The following is a 16,548-nucleotide window of genomic DNA, read 5'->3' as shown; positions in this document are numbered from 1 at the left end:
TAGATCTGCGTGATGCCGTGGCGCTCGATGATCTCGCGCAGCTGGCCGCGATCGGTCACGTCGAGCGTTTCATGACGAATCTGCGCATGGCGGCCCCTCGGCACCATGTCGCTGGTGACAACGTTGCCCATGCCGTAGCGCTCGGCCAGCGCCACGGCCAGCTCCGTGCCCAACTGCCCGTTGGCGCCGATGATGAGGACTCTGGGCGCTGTGCTCATTGGATGATCCCCAACTCCTTGCCGGCGGTCTCGAACGCCTTGAGCGCCGCGTCAAGCTGCGCACGCTCGTGCACCGCGCTGATCTGCACGCGGATGCGTGCCTGCCCCTTGGGCACCACCGGATAGAAGAAGCCGATCACGTACACGCCCAGCTCAAGCAAACGCTTGGACAGCGCCTGCGCCTTGGGTGCGTCGTACACCATGATCGGGATGATGGGGTGCTCGCCCGGCTTGATGTCAAAGCCAAGCTCGACGATCTTGCGGCGGAAATACAGCGCGCTGTCCTCGAGCTTGTCGCGCAGCGAGGTATCAGCTTCGAGCAAATCGAGCACCTTGATGCTGGCCCCGACGATGGACGGCGCCACCGTGTTCGAGAACAGATACGGGCGCGAGCGCTGGCGCAGCAGGGCCACCACTTCCTTGCGCGCGCTGGTGAAGCCGCCCGACGCGCCGCCCAGGCCCTTGCCGAGCGTGCCGGTGATGATGTCGATCTTGCCGAACACGCCGCGGTATTCATGCGAGCCGCGCCCGCGCTTGCCCAGGAAGCCGCTGGCGTGGCACTCGTCGATGCCCAGCAGCGCACCGAACTCGTCGCAGATGGCGCGGATCTCGTCCAGGCGCGCGATGGTGCCATCCATCGAGAACACGCCGTCGGTGAAGACCAGCACGTTGCGCGCGCCCTCGGCATTGGCGGCCTGCAGTTGCGCGCGCAGGTCGTCGAGGTCGTTGTGCTTGTAGCGGAAACGCTTGGCCTTGGAGAGGCGGATGCCGTCGATGATGGAGGCGTGGTTCAGCTCATCGCTGACGATGGCGTCTTCGGGCCCGAGCAGCGTCTCGAACAGGCCGCCGTTGGCGTCGAACGCCGAGCCGTAGAGGATCGTGTCTTCCGTGCCGAGGAAGCTCGCCAGGCGTGCCTCCAGCGTCTTGTGCAGATCCTGCGTGCCGCAGATGAAGCGGACCGAGGACAGGCCAAAGCCATGCGTGTCGAGCGCCTCATGCGCGGCCTTCAGCACCTCGGGGTGCGACGACAGGCCCAGGTAGTTGTTCGCGCAGAGGTTGATGACCTCCTTGCCGTCCGCCGTGCGGATCACGCTGCCCTGCGGCGAGGTGATCACGCGCTCGGTCTTGTACAGCCCGGCTTGCTCAATGGCTTCCAACTCCTGACGGATGGCTGCGTAGAAGGCGTCCGTTGTCCGCATGGTGCTCCTCCTGTAGACTGATCGTTGATCGATAAATCGAACAAATTCGATATATCGAATGATTCGTTCAATTTACTAGATACCATCCAATGGCACAAGCCCCCACCACGGACGTGCTCGCCGAGGGTCCGCCGGCCGTTGGCGCGAAGCTACAGGCGCTGCGCCAAGCGCGGAAGCTCTCGCTCGACGAGTTGTCGAAGCTCGCGGGCGTGTCCAAGTCGATGCTCTCGCAGGTCGAACGCAACCTCGCCAACCCGACCGTCGCCGTCCTGTGGCGGCTGGCGACGGCGCTGGGGGTGGGCCTGGCCGATTTCCTGTCGCCCGAGGGTGCGGCGGCGGCAGCGCCTGCAGTGAACGTCATCCCCGCGCATTCCATTCCAGTCATCAAAAGCCCAGATGGCAAGTGCGAGCTGAAGATCCTGGGGCCGGTCGATCTGGCGGCGCGCTTCGAGTGGTATGAGCTGTCGATCCAGCCGGGCGGCATGCTCGCCTCCGAGCCGCACGAGATGGGCGCCAAGGAACACCTGTCGGTGCTCAGCGGCGCGGTGAACGTGCAGTCGGGGGACAGCGAAAAGAAGGTGCGGCACGGGGAATCGGCGCGCTATCCGGTGGATGTGCAGCACGCCATCTCGAACCCCGGCAAGAGCGTGGCGACGGCGTTGCTGGTGGTCGAGTACGCGCAGTAGCCACAGTGATACGGCGGCCTAAACCGCCACCGTTGCATTGGAGTCAAGCGGCAGAGATTCAACCGCTACATACCGAAGACGATGACAACGAGGTGCCCGCCGTGGTCTCGAAGCGCGTCGACGCCGACCCGGAGCCGGGCACTTTTGATTGCTTGATGGGCGGTCAACTCCAAAGAATGAAGCCCACGCATGCGGGCTTCATTCAGCAATCCGTACCGCGTTGCTGTTGTAGCGCCATCGCAAAAACGCCATTCCCGACCGACCAGTCGGAGTAGTCGTTCTCGTGCGTGAAGATGAACACGTCTTTGGGCGATACGCCGGCCCCCTCCAGATTGCTCGTGATGGCGGCATAGAGATTCTTCTTCATTGCGTCGCTGCGGCCCCGCCGCATGGTGACCTCGATCACCACGACGCACTCGGAGCGGGCGATACCGTTGAAAGTGCGGCTGCAGAAGAATTGTCCGGGGGCATAGTCCGACACGAGGTTGAACAGTTCATCCGCCGGCATGCCGATGGCATCGACCAGGGCGCGGTGAACGCCCATGACGATGGCCTCGCGCTGTTCGGCGGCGGTGCCCTGAGGGACGACGGTATGGATAAACGGCATTTGATTTTTCCTCAAAAATAGGCAAAGGACATGCTCGGCCACCCGGGCGCAGACCATCCTTGCGCCCCTCAATCAAAAGCCATCAGGCCGAGCAATCAAGCAACATTTATACTGATCACCCTTCGCGCCAAAAAGCGATTTAATTGCCGCATCTATGTGCAATAAAATCAAATAGTGAAACGTCGCCTACCCCCTCTGAATGCTCTGCGCGCCTTCGAAGCCGCCGGCCGGCTCGGCCGCATGACGGCCGCCGCCGACGAACTTGCGGTGACGCCAGGAGCCATCAGCCGGCAGGTGCGGCAACTCGAAGACGCGCTCGGCGTAGCGTTGTTCGAGGGGACCAAACACAGTCCCGCGCTCACCGACGCGGGCCGACTGCTATTGCCGGCCATATCCGTCGCGCTGGACCAGATCGAGACAGCGGTACGGGCGGTGGCCGACGAACCAGGAAGCACGCTCGATGTGTCGTGCTTCAGCACCTTTACGATGCGCTGGTTGATTCCGCGACTTTATGAATTCAACGCGGCCTATCCGGACATCGATGTGCGGCTGAGTGCGGCCGAGCGCGCGGTGGATGTCGAGCGCGAGCGTTATGACGTGGTCATCACCATGGACGATGGCCAGCCCTCGGAGCGGGTTTTGACCCATACGCTATTTCCTGAATGGCTTGGCCCGGTGCTATCCCCCGGGTTGGCCGCCAAGCTCCGCCTGGACACGCCCGCCGACCTGCCCGGCAAGCTGCTGCTGCGCACCCGCACGAGGCAGGATGCCTGGCCGCTCTGGGCGCAGCGGATGGGAAGTCAGCCCCCCAAAGCCAGTGGGCAGGAATTCGAGCATTACTATTTCACGCTGCAGGCCGCCGTAGGTGGATTGGGCGTTTGCGTGGCGCCTTGGCACTTGGTGATCGACGATCTGCAAAGCGGCCGGCTGGTGGCGCCACTGGGTTTTGGCGATAGCGGCAATCGCTATGTCGCTAAGCAGCGTTTGCAGCGCAGCAGCAAGGTGGACAGGTTCTGCGCGTGGCTGATGCGACGGGCTACGGAAATGCCGGATCCCACTGTCCTTGCCCCCCCCCCGACCTGACACCCGCTGCTCTCGACCCCGCCAAGCCAGGGGAGGGCACGCCCTACCCGGTCGGCCCTGAACAATCCGCAAAGCCTTGCTGAACAAGGTTCCACAGTAAAAAGCGCTGTTGCCGGAATAGCGGAAAGCCTAGGGTCTGCTTCATATACGAGCAGACCCTAGGTTGCCCGCACCTGTGGCGCCCGCCACACCCGCGGCAGCAGCGCCCCCAGCGACACCCCACGCAACGCCATGAACGCCAGCATGGCAAACCACAGCCCGTGGTTGCCCCAGCGCGGCTGCAGCGTGACCGCCAGCAGCCAGAACACCACCGCCGAACCCGCCATCGTCAGCAGCAGCTCACGCGTGCGCGTGGCGCCGATGAACACGCCGTCGAACTGGAAGCCCCACACCGACACCACCGGCAGCAACGCCGCCCACACCAGGTAGTGGCGGGCAGCCTCCCGCACCGCCGGCTGGTCGGTCAGCCCGCCAATGATGGCGGCGCCCCCCATGGCATACGCCAGCGAGAACAGCCCCGCCCCGATCACCGACCACAGCGTCGACACGCGAATGGCCGAGCGCAGCGCTTCGCGGTCGCGCGCGCCCAGCGCCGCGCCCACCAGCGCCTCCGCCGCGTGTGCAAAACCATCGAGCCCATAGGCCATGAAGGTCAGGAAGTTGAGCAGCAGCGCATTGGCCGCCAGGATCACATCGCCCTGCTGCGCGCCCGCGTGGGCAAACCAGCCGAACGCGGTCAGCAGGCACAGCGTGCGCAGGAAGATGTCGGTGTTCAGGCCCATCAGGCGGCGCCATGCGTCGCGCGCCAGCAGCTCCGCACGCGTCATCGGCGGCAAACCCAGCGGCCGTTGCAGCCACAGCAGCGTCATGCCCAGCGCGAAGCCTGCCATGTCCGCAATGGCCGTGGCCGCGCCGATGCCGCCCACGCCCAGGCCGGCGCCCAGCACAAGCCCCAGCACCGCCCCCATGTTGACCAGGTTGATCAGCACCTGCAGCAGCAGCGCGCGCCGCACCTGCTGACGGCCCAGCAGCGTGCCCAGCACCACGTAGTTGGCCAGCGCGAACGGCGCCGACCAGATGCGGGCGTGGCAGTAGGCATCGGCCATGTGCGTGACCGCCTCGCTTGCCCCCAGCAGCGCCAGCGTCATGCGGATGGCCGGCCCCTGCAGCACCAGCAGCACCGCGCCGATCCATAACGCCAGGACCAGCGCCCGCACCACGCTGGCCCGCAGCGCCCGCTCATCGCCTGCACCGTGCGCCTGCGACACCAGCCCCGTGGTGCCCATGCGCAAGAAGCCGAAGCCCCAGAACACGAAGTTGAAGAACACGCCCCCGAGCGCCACGCCGCCCAGGTATTCCGGCCCGGGCAAATGCCCCGCCACCGCCGTATCCACCGCGGAGAGGATCGGCTGCGTCAAATTGGCCAGGACGATGGGAAAAGCGAGCAGCAGGACACGCCGGTGCCACCGCGCCGGTGACTCAGGTGCTACCAATGTGACATCCGTGTGCTGCATTGTGAACAAATTGTGAAGAAAGTTCGGAAAAGGCGGTGCAACCCGTAACGATTTCGCTATCATTGCGCCCCATTGCGCGCGCACGGAAATGGTGCAGCGCTGTGCTCAACCCTGCACTGCGTTGCACACTCTATCGCGAATCCCCCTGGAAAACGGTGGCACCTGCCCCGTCTTCAGCGCGACCGGGCCGGGTGCAACCGACGCTCCACGTCGGCCAAGCACGCGCATGTTTTGCGGGCGACATCCGCCGGCAAAGCGGTGGGCAGGGCCAAACCGGCACTGCCTCGGTAGAACTAAGCGGACTGGTAAGCAAGCCGCCATGCCCTGACGAGCCTCCAACTCGCCGGGGTGGAGACTCCCCTTGGAAAAACACGTACAACGCAACCTGGGCGCCTGGCCCCTGATGCTGACCGGCCTGGGCTCGATCATCGGTTCGGGCTGGCTGTTCGGTGCCGGACGCGCCGCCCACGTGGCGGGCCCCGCGGCCATCTTCACATGGATCATCGGCGCGGTCGTCATCCTGGCGATCGCGCTAACGTATGCGGAGCTGGGCGCGATGTTCCCCGAGTCGGGCGGCATGGTGCGCTATGCGCGCTACTCGCACGGCTCGCTGGTGGGCTTCGTGGCCGCCTGGGCCAACTGGATCGCCATCGTGACCGTGATCCCGGTCGAGGCCGAGGCATCGATCCAGTACATGAGCACGTGGCCCTGGCCGTGGGCGCAGTCGCTGTTCCAGCATGGCGAGCTGACGCAGCTGGGGCTGGTGCTCTCCGCCGTGCTGGTCATCGTGTACTTCCTGATCAACTACTGGGGCGTGAAGGCGTTTGCCAAGGCCAACACGGCCATCACGATGTTCAAATTCGTGATTCCGGGGCTGACCGCCGTGGCGCTGATCGCCGCCGGCTTCCACCCGTCCAACTTTGGCGGCACGGAATCGGCCGCCTTTGCGCCGTACGGCTGGTCGTCGGTGCTGACCGCCATCGCCACCTGCGGCATCGTGTTCAGCTTCAACGGCTTCCAGAGCCCGATCAATCTGGCCGGTGAAGCGCGCAACCCGGGCCGCAACGTGCCGCTGGCGGTGATCGGCTCGATCCTGATCGCCGCCGTGATCTACGTGGGCCTGCAGGTGGCCTTCCTGGGCGCGGTGCCGCCCGAGGCACTGGCCGCCCACGGCTGGCACGGCATCGACTTCCATTCGCCGTTCGCCCAACTGGCGATTGCGCTCAACCTGAACTGGCTGGCCATCGTGCTGTACCTGGATGCGTTCGTGAGCCCGTCGGGCACCGGCGCCACCTACATGGCCACCACCACGCGCATGATCTACGCGATGGAGCGCAACAACACCCTGCCGGCCATCTTCGGCCGCGTGCACCCGCTCTATGGCGTGTCGCGTCCGGCCATGTGGTTCAACCTGGCGGTGTCGTTCGTCTTCCTGTTCTTCTTCCGCGGCTGGGGTGCGCTGGCGGCCGTCATTGGCGTGGCCACTGTCATCTCATACCTGACGGGCCCGATCAGCGTGATGTCGCTGCGCAAGAGCTCGCCCGGCCTGCATCGCCCGCTGCGCCTGGCTGGCCTGTCGCTCATCGCGCCGTTCGCCTTCGTCTGCGCCTCGCTCATCCTGTACTGGGCCAAGTGGCCGCTGACCGGCGAGATCATCCTGCTGATGCTGGTGGCCCTGCCGGTGTACTTCTACTACCAGGCCAAGGCCGGCTGGCCCGACTTCAAGCGCGAGCTGGGGGGCGCCTGGTGGATGATCGGCTACCTGCCGTCCATCGCCGTGCTGTCGTACATCGGCAGCAAGGAGTTTGGCGGCCTGGGGCTGCTCCCGTACGGCTGGGACATGGTGATCGTGGCCGCGGTGTCGCTGGTCTTCTACAAGTGGGGCGTGGCCAGCGGCTGGCATACGCGCTACCTGGACGAGGTCGAGCACGTGCATGACGACGCGCCGGCACGCGCTGGCAAGCAGGCGGCGGGTGGTATGCCGCAAGGTGTCTGAGCACTGCGCTGACGTGATTGATGGTACAAACGCCCGGTTCTGCCGGGCGTTTTATTGTGCGGGTCCACCCCGCGCTGGCACGCCGATACCGCCCCTGCCTACCGCGCCTCAGAGAGATTCCGCGCACCGGAAAACGCGCGCCCCGGCCGGAAGAACGCCATGAGAATCACCGCCGCTATCACCAAGGCGAAGCTCAGCAGATACAGGCTCAGCGTGAACCCGCCGGTTGCCGCCTTGATGGCGCCCACCGCCACCGGCGCGACCATGCCCGCGCTGCCACCAATCGTACTGATGATGGCGATGCCGGCCGCGGCGCTCTGGCCCCCAAGGAGGCTTCCCGGCATCGCCCAGAGCACCGTGAACGCGCTGGAGATGCCGGCGGAAGCCAGCGCCAGGCAAAGAACGGCCATGCCGGCGTTGGTCGGAAATGCACTGGCGAGCACCAATCCCGCCGCCCCCGCCAGCGCGGCAAGCCCGAAGTGCCAGCGGCGCTCGCCCGTGCGGTCCGAATGCCTGCCAACAAGGATGGCGCCCGCCACGCCGCAGACTGCAGGCAGCGCCGAATACAGGCCGACCTGCATGACGGTGAGCCCCATGCCTTTCAACATGGTGGGGCTCCAAAACGCGAGCGCATAGACACCCAGGATCACGAGGAACGAGACGAAGCCGAGCACCCACACGCGCAGGTCGCTCAAAGCATCGACCAGCCCGCCCACGTGGCTGCCCGGCCGGCCGGCGTTGCCATCCAGCAGAAGCGCCTGCAGGCGATCGCGCTCGTTAGCGCTCAACCACGGCGCATCGGCGGGCCGGTTGGGGAGCACGTGGAAGGCGACGATACCCAGCAACACGCAGGGAATCCCTTCGAGCAGGAACAGCCATTGCCACCCCTGCAGTTGCCCAACGCCATTCAGGTAGGTCATGATCGCCCCCGCCGCCGGGCCAGCCACGATCGGAGCCATGCCATAGGCCATGAAGAACAGGGCGGTCGCCTGTGCGAGGCGCTGCTTCGGGAACCACAGCGTCAGGTAGTACAGCACGCCGGGCGCAAAACCGGCCTCGAACACGCCGATCAGGAAACGCAGCCCATAGAACTGCGTCGGCGTGGTCACGAACACCATGGCAGCGGACGCCAGCCCCCACAGACTCATGATGCGGAGCAAGGTCGCACGAACGCCAATGCGAGCGAGCAGCATGTTGCTCGGCACTTCAAAGACGGCGTACCCGAGAAAGAAGATGCTCGCCCCGAGCCCGAATACGGTGTCGCCAAAGCCAAGCTGCTCGCGCAATTGCAACTGCGCAAACCCAACGTTGGTCCGGTCCAGGTAGTTGAAGAGGTAGCAGACGCACAGCAGCGGCAGCAGGCGCCAGCCGATCTTGCGGAACAGGGCATCATCCGCCGTGGCAGTGCGGTTGCGGGTGGGCGGAACGTCTCGGGTTGCGGTCATCGTGGGGCCTCGCTGATGCGCCTGGAGTCGATAGGGGCCGTCAAATATTGACGTTGCCGCGCCGGCAAGACTGTCGCCGATTGGCACTCTCCCATGAGGGCTAACCCTGCTTGGAGCGGCCACGCAAAACCCTGTGAAATACCGGGCAGGAACCTATTCTTGTGCTGGCCCCGACAGCACACACCAACCCCATGCGAGAAGCCCCCATCGGTTCACCTGAGCCCGCAGTCCCCGCCCTATCGGAGGAGCTGGCGTCCTTGCTGCGCGCCCATGCAGGACGCCGGCGCCTGGCCAAGGGCGACGTGCTCTTTACCTACGGCTCGGCGCCGGACGCGCTGTTCTACCTGGAGCGCGGCAGGATCCGCGTCAGCACAACGGCGGCAAGCGGCCGCGAAGCCATGCTGGGCATGATCGAACCGGGGCAGTGGTTTGGCGAGGTATCGCTGCTGATGAACGCGCCGCGTGTGTACGACACCCGCGCCGTCATCGATAGCGAACTGCTGGTCGTCCCGGCCACCGCGTTCCACGCCCTCGTCGATGAGCAGCCGAAGTTCCTGCGGGAATTCGTCCGCTTGATCGGCCACCGTTATCGCTGGGCGCTAGAGTGGATCGACGCGACGATTCTGCTGCCGTTTCCGATGCGGCTGGCGCGACGTCTGCTCGACGCGCAGCAGCTTCACGCGCGGTCGGTGCCCGATGACGAGAGCGCGGGGCTGCGCCTGTCGCAGGAAGAGCTGAGCCAGATGCTCGGTGTATCGCGGCAGAGCGTGAACCGCCAGCTCAAGGAATGGGAGGCCAAGGGCATCCTTCGCCTCGACTATGGGCGCGTAACGCTGCTCGACAAGGAGGCGCTGCGCCTGCTGGCCAGTTGAAGGACAGCGCGGGAAAGGCCATCGCGCGATGGCCTGGTCCTGCATCTGACGTTGCGGCTTACAGCGTGGAAAACTCTGCCCCGCCCTTGGGGCGAATGTACTTGGGCATGGGGATGGCGCCCGCCTTCACCGCGCCAAGCACGGCCGCTTCGATGGCGCCGGCATCCATGATGCTGTGATACTCGCCGTTCACGAAGTTGATGTTGGCGCCATACACCACCATGACGCCCTCGGCCGCTTCCTTGGCATCGGCCGGCACCGAGAAGGTGTGGATGGACCCGCCCGGCTCGTAGAGATAACTGCCTGCGGTCTGCGGATCCTGCGGATACTCTAGGTAGTTCCACGCCCCCTTGGTGGTGTAGAAATGGACGGTGCCGGTATGGAAATGCGTCGGCAGGACGGTGCCGGGCTCAAACTTGCCGTACAGCACCCACACGCCGTTCTCGCGATCGAGAAACAGCGGCGTGATGGTCACGCCGGGCATTTCGGTCGGCAGGCAGCCCACCTCGTTGACGTTGACCGTGAGCAGGCGGTCCTGGTGGGTCGTGACTTCAGGTAGAGCCATTCCAATCTCCCTTGGTTTATAGGCCAGTGATGCCGGCATCCACCGCCAGCGTCTGGGCGGTGATGTAGACGCTCTCGTCGGATAGAAAGAAGAGGATCGCGTAGGCGACTTCCCATGCAGTGGCGTGCCGGCCGAAGGGCCCCGCAACGGCGCCGCGCTCCGGGCGGCCGGCGGTGGTCAGCCGCCCCAGCGGGGTGTCGATCAAGCCGGGCATCACCGTGTTCACGCGGATGCCGCGCCGCGTGCCCTCCATTGCCACATGCCGGGCAAGCCCCGCCAGCCCGGCCTTGGAGGCGTCGTACGGAACGAGCTGCGAGCCCGCCCGCTTGGCGGCAATGGATGAGACGAAGAGGATCGAGGCACCGTCCTCCATGCGGTCAAGACCGTGGCGGCAGCACAGCATCGGGCCGCGCAGGTTGGTGTTGAGCACGCGGTCCCATTCGTCGAGCGCGAAGCTGTGCAGCCCCGTCTGGCACGTGATGCCGACATTGAGCACCATGCCGTCGAGGCCACCCAGACCGGACACCGCCTCGCCGATCATCCGGCGCACGTCGCCCTCGTTGGTGATGTCGGCCTGGATGGCGAAGGCGCGATTGCCATCCTCCGTGATCCGCCGAACCGTCTCGCGCGCGCTGGCGAAGTCATAGTCCGCCACTGCAACATGCGCGCCTTCGCGCGCGGCGAGGATCGACACCGCCCTGCCATTGCCGATCGGATCGGTGGCGGCGTCGAACACGCGCTGCCCGCCGCCGACCACCAGGATGCGGCGCCCCGCCAGCCGCCCCCTGCCGGGCGATTCGCCCAACGAAGCCGCACTGGGCGCCCGAACGCATGCGTTGGATTCCATCGCTGTTGGTCCGTCCGCATCAGGCCGTGGCGGCGGACTGCGCCTCCGCCTTACCAAGCATGCCGGACAGCGCCTGCAGCTGGGCTGGCGCCGGCAGCCCGGCGAGCAGCTGGCGCATCATCGTCATGCTGTCGAAGTAGATCCGCTCGCAGATCAGCGTCTCGCCATCAAAGAGGAACAGCGCGATCATGCGGCAGCGGAAGCTGCTGCCGGTGGGCGGCAGCCCCCTGAGCACGCCCCGGTGCGTGCCCAGCAGCCAGAACTCGACGATGACGGCATCTTCCGTGTGGCGCAGCTTGATGATCTCGCTGCGCTGGTCGGGAAAGGCCTTGCGGCTCTGCGTGTAGTACGCGCGCACGCCATCGTTGCCGTCGTAGACATCCCCATTGGGAATGATCTCGTAGTGTGGATGCGGGAACGTTGCCAGCACGGCGTCAAAGTCCTGCTTGATCTCGTCGGCAAAGTGATCCAGCACGAGGCGTTCGCGGTGGGCTCGAAGCTCCGCGCTGATCGATACGGTGTCCATCATCGTCTCCAGTCCTGTAGGCATTTTCAGAAGCCCATGACCGCAATGGGCCGCGGGCTGGAGTGATTATTGAGAACGGCCCGCGCGCAGACTGTCGTGGATTGGCGGTCTTGTCTTGGTATTTACCCGGGGCGGGAAGGATGGCCGGTATGCCATCCACGACCTTAGCCAACCCTGATCCATCTGCGGGCTTCAATACGCTAGACTGCGCTCGCAACGCGTCTCCGACGCGACCGACACCTCCCACAAAATCAACGCGCGCGGTCGACTGCCATGAAACGGATTGCCCTCCTCCTCGTGCTCGCGCTTACCATCAGCGCCTGCAGCAAGAAAGAAGAAGCCGTCACCGCCGGCGGTCAGCCCAACATGGCCGCCGCCCCCTCGCCGGAAGCCAGCGCCAAAGCCGCGGGCAACCCCGAGCGTCGTTTTCTCGCCTACGAGCATCGTGTGGAGGCGGAGGTGGAGGTCGACCAGCTCGAACGCCTGTACCGCGAGCTGCAGGACGCCTGTCTGAAGGAGGCCACCTGGCACTGCACGGTCCTGGACGCCAGCATCCGGCTCGACCGCGACCAGCGCGGCGGCTCCGCCCACCTGAACCTGCGCGCCAGCACCGAGGGCGTGCGCGCCATGCGCACGCGCCTGGCGCAGAGCGGCGGCATCGTCAGCCAGGGCACGCACGTCGACGACCTGGGCCAGCCGATTGCCGAAGTCGACAAGCGCCTGGCGATGCTGCAGGACTACCGCGCGAAGCTGCTGGAGCTGCAGCAAAAGGCCACCAAGGTGGAAGACCTGACGGTCATTGCCGAGAAGCTGGCCGAGACCCAGGCTGAACTGGAAGCCGCCAAGGGCCAGAACGCGCACCTGATGGATCGCGTCAACCGAGAGGCGCTGACGATCGATCTCGAGACCCGCCGCACCGCGGCGAGCAGCCTGTGGGCACCGATCGGCTCGGCCTTGCGTGAGTTCTTCCCATCGCTGGCGCACGCTGTTGCGGGGGTGATCGTGGCGCTGGCGTATCTGCTGCCGTGGGCGCTCGTGCTGTCGGTGCTGGGTTGGGGGGTGGCGAAGCTGCGGCGCAAGTGGCGGCAGCGCAAGAGCCGGTCGGAGTAAGTTGCGCTGAGCAAGAAAAAAGCGCCCGCCTGAAACGGCCGGGCGCTTTTTCTTTATGCCGCCTGCAGTAGCGCCATGGCCTCGCGCATGTAGGCGATCATGTCGGGCCCGCCCCAGGGGCCCGATAGCAATGCCGGTTCGCGCTCCATGGCCTGCCGCATCTTTGCGTGCGTCTGCGGATTGGTGCCGGCGTAGGACTGGAACAGGTCGATCCAGCGCAGGGCGAGCTGCCGCATGGCCGGCGCATCGGGCGGTGTGCCCTGCTCCATCTGCGCGCGAACCTCGCCGATCAGGCCCGGCCACTCGTTGGCGCGCTTGCCGAAGTTCGCGCGCAGGTAATCCAGCTCTTCCGGCGACAGGTACTTCGCATAGATCGCCAGCTTGCGCTCGTTGGCCGCGGCCATGACGTAGGCGACCATCTCCAGGCTGATGCCGGTGCGCTCCTGCATGGCGGGTTCGCTCACATGCATGCGGTGCAGCTTGGCCGACAGCACCTGATCGACCTCGGTGTCTTCGGCAAGCAGCGCCATCCAGCGCGCAGCCAGCGCCTGCGCTTCGGCGCTGCGCGCGGGCACCTTGTGGTCCATCGCGCTGCGCACCTTCTGCACTAGCGCGGTCCATTTGGCGGTGCGCTGCGCATCGGCGTCGAGGCGTTCGACGCGTTCCTGTTCGTCCTGCGAGAGGTATTTGTCGTACATGGTCATCCATTCCAAAGTGGTTAGCCATTCGGCAAGTTCCGGCTCCTCCCCGCGCGCGAGCTGGCCCTGCAGCCGCAACAGCCGGTCGCGCAGCACGTTGGCCTGCTCGATCTGCTGCGCGAGCATCTGGAGCTGCCGCTCCACCACGCGCGCAATGGAGGCTTCCGGGCTTGCCAGGAACGCTCCGACCTCGGCCAGCGACATCCCGAAGCGCCGCAGCGCCTGGATCTGGTGCAGCCGGGCGATGTCGGTCTTGTCGTAGAGCCGATAGCCGCTGTCGGAGCGGGCCGAAGGCGCGAGCAGGCCGATGGCGTCGTAGTGGTGCAGCATGCGGACGCTCAGTCCGCAACGCTTGGCAAGATCGCCAACTTTCAACAACATGGGATGCTCCGGTCTTCAGGCCTGTGGGCAGGTTAGGACCTCACACACTGTGAGGGTCAAGCCCGCAGCGAATGGATGGCGTCGTGCGCCCGCCTCATGCTTGTGACGCGCACGCAGCATTCTGACCCACGCCCCACCGTGGTGGGGAGCGCCCCCCGCCAACCCGCGCTGCGCCTAGCGTCACAAAAAATTCATTTAACTCTGTGTTCATGGTTCCGTAATGCTGAATGTCCGCGCTTACGTCCATGCCCATGAACACACCCAGACCTCCCCAACCGTTGCCACCGGGCATCGCGCCCGAGATGCTGCGCGCGGTGTTCCAACCGATCTTCCGCCTGGCCACGAGCGAGGTGCTGGGATACGAAGCGCTGCTGCGCGGCCCGGTGGGCACGGCCATGGAGTCGCCCGCGGCCCTGTTTGCCACTGCTCAGGATGCGGCCAGCGCCATTGCACTGGAACTGACCGCGGCGCAGATTGCCATCCATGCCTTTTCCGCCATGCGGCTGCCGGGCAAGCTGTTCCTGAACTTCAGCGCGGCCGGTGTACGCCGCCTGCTCGAAGACCACGCCAGCATGCTGCATACGATTGCCGACCACGACCTGCACCCGTCGCGCATCGTCATCGAGCTGACCGAGCAGACGCCGATCAGCGACCTCGCCACCTTCGCGCACGAGCTGTCGGTGGCACGCGACTTTGGCCTGCAATGCGCGCTGGACGATTTCGGCACCGGCAATGCCAACCTGAACCTGCTGATCGAACTCACGCCGGATTTCATCAAGCTGGACAAGTATTTCGTGCGCGACATTGCCAAGCATCCGGCCAAGCTGGACGTGGCGCGCTCGCTGCAGCAGATCCTCAAGGGCGCGGCCACCAGCATCATTGCCGAAGGGCTGGAGACCGACGATGAGCTGGGCGTGGTGCGCGACCTCGGCATCCGCTTCGGCCAGGGGTTCTTCCTGGGCCGCCCGCAGGACGAGCCTGCCACCGAGATCTCGGCGCAGGCGGCGCACGTGCTGCAATCCACGCAGATTGCCGTGTTTCCACAGGCGGTGCGGGTGGGCTGGCGCGCCATCACCGCCAGCAAGCTGCTGCGCGTCGCGCCAACGTTATCGATCCGCAGCAGCAACGACGATGTGCTGCACCTGTTCAACCGGCAGCCGGACCTGCACGCCGTCGCCCTGCTTGACGAGGCGCAGCGCCCGCTCGCCCTGATCGCGCGCCGCGCCTTCATCGACCGCTATGCGATGCCGTATCACCGCGAGCTGTACGGCAAGAAGGCGGCACTGGCGTTTGCCAACCGCCAGCCGGTGCTGGTGGAAAAGTCCGCCTCGCTCGAAGACATGTCGGCGCTGCTGATGAGCGATGACCAGCGCTACCTGACTGACGGCTTCATCATCACCGAGAACGGCCGCTACCTGGGCCTGGGCACCGGCGAGGAGCTGGTGCGCACCGTCACGGAGATCCGCATCGAGGCCGCGCGCTACGCCAACCCGCTCACCTTCCTGCCCGGCAACATCCCGCTCAACCTGCACATCGAGCGGCTGCTGGAGGCGCGGGCCGAATTCTTCGCCTGCTATGTCGACCTGAACCACTTCAAGCCCTTCAACGACCAGTACGGCTACTGGCAGGGCGACGAGATGCTCAAGATGGGCGCCGCCGTGCTGGCGTCCGCCTGCGAGCCGACGCGCGATTTTCTCGGCCACGTGGGCGGCGACGACTTCCTGATCCTGTTCCAGAGCGACGATTGGGAGGCCCGCATCAAGCAGGCCATGGCAACGTTCAATGACAACGCGCTCGGCATGTACACCCCGGCCGACCGCGCCGCCGGCGGCATCCATGCGGAGGATCGCAAAGGACTGCCCGCCTTCTTCCGCTTCGTGACGATGGCGGTGGGCGCGCTGCACGTGCTCCCCGGCGCCGCGCGCAACAGCGACGACATCGGCACCGCTGCCGCGCTGGCCAAACGGCGCGCCAAGCAGAGCGAGAGCGGGTTCTATCTGGAGCCGATGCTGCCCGGCAAGACCCGCCAGTTTGAAGCCGCCTAGCTGGCGGCCGGAATCACGCCCAGCAGTGCCGCCTTGACCACCGCGTGCGTCTTGTTGGCGGCGTCCAGCTTGGTGATGGCGTTCTGGATGTGGAAGCTGACGTTGCGCTCGGTCATCTCCAGGATGGCGGCCACCTCGGCCACCGTCTTGCCCTCGGCCGTCCAGTGCAGGACCTGCTGCTCCGGCAGGCGGATGCGCGCAAGACCATCGGGCAGCATCCGGCCCACCGTCAGGTCACTGATGGTGGTGTGCGCGAGCTGGCCCAGCCAGATCATCTCCGGCTCGGTCGCATCCAGTTCGTCCTGCGTGATGGGCTCGGCGCCGCGTGCGAGGCTGAAGGTGCCGAGCAGGCCGCGGTGGTCGCGCAACGTTTGCGACCACCCGTGGTGCAACCCGCAGCGGCGCGCGTCCGCCCAGAATGGTGCGTCGATGTCGCCGGCGTCCGGCCACAGCATCGGCCTCACGCAGCGCTGTCCGAACTGCAGGATCGGATCGTTGCCGGCGTAGCCGCGCGCCGCATAGGTCTCGCGCCAGGCGTCGGGGAAGTTGTTCCACGCGACGAGGCTGCCGCGCGTGATCGGGATCGCCACGCGCAGCACGTAGGCGTAATGGTCGAAACCCAGCAGGGTCACGGCGGCGTGTAGCGTGCGGAAGGCTGCGTCTGCATCGGCGGCGGCATGCAATTCGCGCAGCAAGGCGGCACGCCATGACGGCGTCTGGTTGTCTGCGGAACATGTGCGAACCACCATGCGAGCG

Annotated in this window: 16 protein-coding genes; 6 read left to right on the top strand and 10 right to left on the bottom strand. The window is 65.9% G+C overall.

Annotation, left to right across the window (positions count from 1 at the left end; translation table 11 throughout):
* On the bottom strand, window positions 1–218 hold a 218-nt coding region (locus tag QZ609_RS08700), incomplete at its 3' end, for an NAD-dependent epimerase/dehydratase family protein (protein WP_295493357.1).
* The gene (gene kbl / locus QZ609_RS08695) at window positions 215–1,417 is read right to left on the bottom strand and encodes a glycine C-acetyltransferase (RefSeq protein WP_295493355.1); all 1,203 of its coding nucleotides are present in this window, start codon (window positions 1,415–1,417) and stop codon (window positions 215–217) included. The genes kbl and QZ609_RS08700, both read right to left, overlap by 4 nt.
* Window positions 1,418–1,506: 89 nt before the next feature.
* Here kbl and QZ609_RS08690 point away from each other — a divergent pair, with 89 nt between their 5' ends.
* On the top strand, window positions 1,507–2,103 hold the full coding sequence (locus QZ609_RS08690; RefSeq protein ID WP_295493352.1) for an XRE family transcriptional regulator: 597 nt from the start codon (window positions 1,507–1,509) through the stop codon (window positions 2,101–2,103).
* A 202-nt stretch (window positions 2,104–2,305) separates the two neighbouring features.
* Here the strand turns inward: QZ609_RS08690 and QZ609_RS08685 are convergent, their stop codons facing one another.
* Entirely contained in the window at window positions 2,306–2,710 is a 405-nt protein-coding gene (locus tag QZ609_RS08685; RefSeq protein WP_295493350.1) for a tautomerase family protein, read from the bottom strand.
* A gap of 174 nt (window positions 2,711–2,884) precedes the next feature.
* Between QZ609_RS08685 and QZ609_RS08680 the strand changes: the two genes are divergently transcribed.
* A complete protein-coding gene (locus tag QZ609_RS08680) occupies window positions 2,885–3,793 on the top strand; it encodes a LysR substrate-binding domain-containing protein (RefSeq protein ID WP_295493347.1) in 909 nt (302 codons plus the stop codon).
* 158 nt (window positions 3,794–3,951) lie between these two features.
* Here QZ609_RS08680 and QZ609_RS08675 read toward each other — a convergent pair whose 3' ends face one another.
* Window positions 3,952–5,307, bottom strand: coding sequence for an MATE family efflux transporter (locus QZ609_RS08675; RefSeq protein ID WP_295493344.1), 1,356 nt, complete (start codon window positions 5,305–5,307; stop codon window positions 3,952–3,954).
* 361 nt (window positions 5,308–5,668) lie between these two features.
* Here QZ609_RS08675 and QZ609_RS08670 point away from each other — a divergent pair, with 361 nt between their 5' ends.
* Window positions 5,669–7,303, top strand: coding sequence for an APC family permease (locus tag QZ609_RS08670; RefSeq protein ID WP_295493341.1), 1,635 nt, complete (start codon window positions 5,669–5,671; stop codon window positions 7,301–7,303).
* A 98-nt stretch (window positions 7,304–7,401) separates the two neighbouring features.
* On the opposite strand, the gene QZ609_RS08665 is transcribed toward QZ609_RS08670, so the two are convergent.
* Window positions 7,402–8,748 carry an MFS transporter gene (locus QZ609_RS08665; RefSeq protein ID WP_295493338.1) on the bottom strand — a complete coding sequence of 449 codons (1,347 nt, stop codon included), beginning with the start codon at window positions 8,746–8,748 and terminating at the stop codon, window positions 7,402–7,404.
* Window positions 8,749–9,005: 257 nt separating this feature from the next.
* On the opposite strand from QZ609_RS08665, the gene QZ609_RS08660 reads away from it, so the two are divergent.
* Window positions 9,006–9,620, top strand: a complete 615-nt coding sequence (locus QZ609_RS08660; RefSeq protein WP_295493336.1) for a Crp/Fnr family transcriptional regulator — start codon at window positions 9,006–9,008, stop codon at window positions 9,618–9,620.
* 58 nt (window positions 9,621–9,678) lie between these two features.
* Here QZ609_RS08660 and QZ609_RS08655 read toward each other — a convergent pair whose 3' ends face one another.
* The 3 genes from QZ609_RS08655 to QZ609_RS08645 are packed head-to-tail and all read right to left on the bottom strand — an operon-like array spanning window position 9,679 to window position 11,558.
* Window positions 9,679–10,185 (bottom strand): 2,4'-dihydroxyacetophenone dioxygenase family protein, encoded by a 507-nt coding sequence (locus tag QZ609_RS08655; protein ID WP_295493334.1) that lies wholly within the window; start codon window positions 10,183–10,185, stop codon window positions 9,679–9,681.
* Between the two features lie 16 nt (window positions 10,186–10,201).
* Entirely contained in the window at window positions 10,202–11,032 is an 831-nt protein-coding gene (locus tag QZ609_RS08650; RefSeq protein ID WP_295493332.1) for an SDR family NAD(P)-dependent oxidoreductase, read from the bottom strand.
* Window positions 11,033–11,051: 19 nt separating this feature from the next.
* Entirely contained in the window at window positions 11,052–11,558 is a 507-nt protein-coding gene (locus tag QZ609_RS08645; protein WP_295493329.1) for an ester cyclase, read from the bottom strand.
* A gap of 273 nt (window positions 11,559–11,831) precedes the next feature.
* On the opposite strand from QZ609_RS08645, the gene QZ609_RS08640 reads away from it, so the two are divergent.
* On the top strand, window positions 11,832–12,668 hold the full coding sequence (locus QZ609_RS08640) for a DUF4349 domain-containing protein (RefSeq protein ID WP_295493326.1): 837 nt from the start codon (window positions 11,832–11,834) through the stop codon (window positions 12,666–12,668).
* Between the two features lie 53 nt (window positions 12,669–12,721).
* Here the strand turns inward: QZ609_RS08640 and QZ609_RS08635 are convergent, their stop codons facing one another.
* Window positions 12,722–13,747 (bottom strand): MerR family transcriptional regulator, encoded by a 1,026-nt coding sequence (locus QZ609_RS08635; RefSeq protein ID WP_295493323.1) that lies wholly within the window; start codon window positions 13,745–13,747, stop codon window positions 12,722–12,724.
* Between the two features lie 251 nt (window positions 13,748–13,998).
* Here QZ609_RS08635 and QZ609_RS08630 point away from each other — a divergent pair, with 251 nt between their 5' ends.
* Entirely contained in the window at window positions 13,999–15,792 is a 1,794-nt protein-coding gene (locus QZ609_RS08630) for a phosphodiesterase (protein ID WP_295493321.1), read from the top strand.
* On the opposite strand, the gene QZ609_RS08625 is transcribed toward QZ609_RS08630, so the two are convergent.
* Complete coding sequence (locus QZ609_RS08625) at window positions 15,789–16,541, bottom strand: autoinducer binding domain-containing protein (RefSeq protein ID WP_295493318.1); 753 nt, start codon at window positions 16,539–16,541, stop codon at window positions 15,789–15,791. The two genes, QZ609_RS08630 and QZ609_RS08625, sit on opposite strands and share 4 nt — an antisense overlap.
* Window positions 16,542–16,548: the final 7 nt, after the last annotated feature.

The organism is uncultured Ralstonia sp., from assembly GCA_913056305.1.
In the GTDB taxonomy this organism is placed as follows: domain Bacteria; phylum Pseudomonadota; class Gammaproteobacteria; order Burkholderiales; family Burkholderiaceae; genus Ralstonia.
Note: the sequence above shows the minus strand (reverse complement) of the source record. Positions and strands in the feature narration are given on the sequence as shown.

Excerpts from the sequence above, each read along its gene's own strand:
- kbl (WP_295493355.1), bottom strand. The coding sequence starts at position 1,417 with ATGCGGACAACGGACGCCTTCTACGCAGCCATCCGTCAGGAGTTGGAA.
- QZ609_RS08690 (WP_295493352.1), top strand. The coding sequence starts at position 1,507 with ATGGCACAAGCCCCCACCACGGACGTGCTCGCCGAGGGTCCGCCGGCC.
- QZ609_RS08685 (WP_295493350.1), bottom strand. The coding sequence starts at position 2,710 with ATGCCGTTTATCCATACCGTCGTCCCTCAGGGCACCGCCGCCGAACAG.
- QZ609_RS08675 (WP_295493344.1), bottom strand. The coding sequence starts at position 5,307 with ATGCAGCACACGGATGTCACATTGGTAGCACCTGAGTCACCGGCGCGG.
- QZ609_RS08665 (WP_295493338.1), bottom strand. The coding sequence starts at position 8,748 with ATGACCGCAACCCGAGACGTTCCGCCCACCCGCAACCGCACTGCCACG.
- QZ609_RS08655 (WP_295493334.1), bottom strand. The coding sequence starts at position 10,185 with ATGGCTCTACCTGAAGTCACGACCCACCAGGACCGCCTGCTCACGGTC.
- QZ609_RS08650 (WP_295493332.1), bottom strand. The coding sequence starts at position 11,032 with ATGGAATCCAACGCATGCGTTCGGGCGCCCAGTGCGGCTTCGTTGGGC.
- QZ609_RS08645 (WP_295493329.1), bottom strand. The coding sequence starts at position 11,558 with ATGGACACCGTATCGATCAGCGCGGAGCTTCGAGCCCACCGCGAACGC.
- QZ609_RS08640 (WP_295493326.1), top strand. The coding sequence starts at position 11,832 with ATGAAACGGATTGCCCTCCTCCTCGTGCTCGCGCTTACCATCAGCGCC.
- QZ609_RS08635 (WP_295493323.1), bottom strand. The coding sequence starts at position 13,747 with ATGTTGTTGAAAGTTGGCGATCTTGCCAAGCGTTGCGGACTGAGCGTC.
- QZ609_RS08630 (WP_295493321.1), top strand. The coding sequence starts at position 13,999 with ATGAACACACCCAGACCTCCCCAACCGTTGCCACCGGGCATCGCGCCC.
- QZ609_RS08625 (WP_295493318.1), bottom strand. The coding sequence starts at position 16,541 with ATGGTGGTTCGCACATGTTCCGCAGACAACCAGACGCCGTCATGGCGT.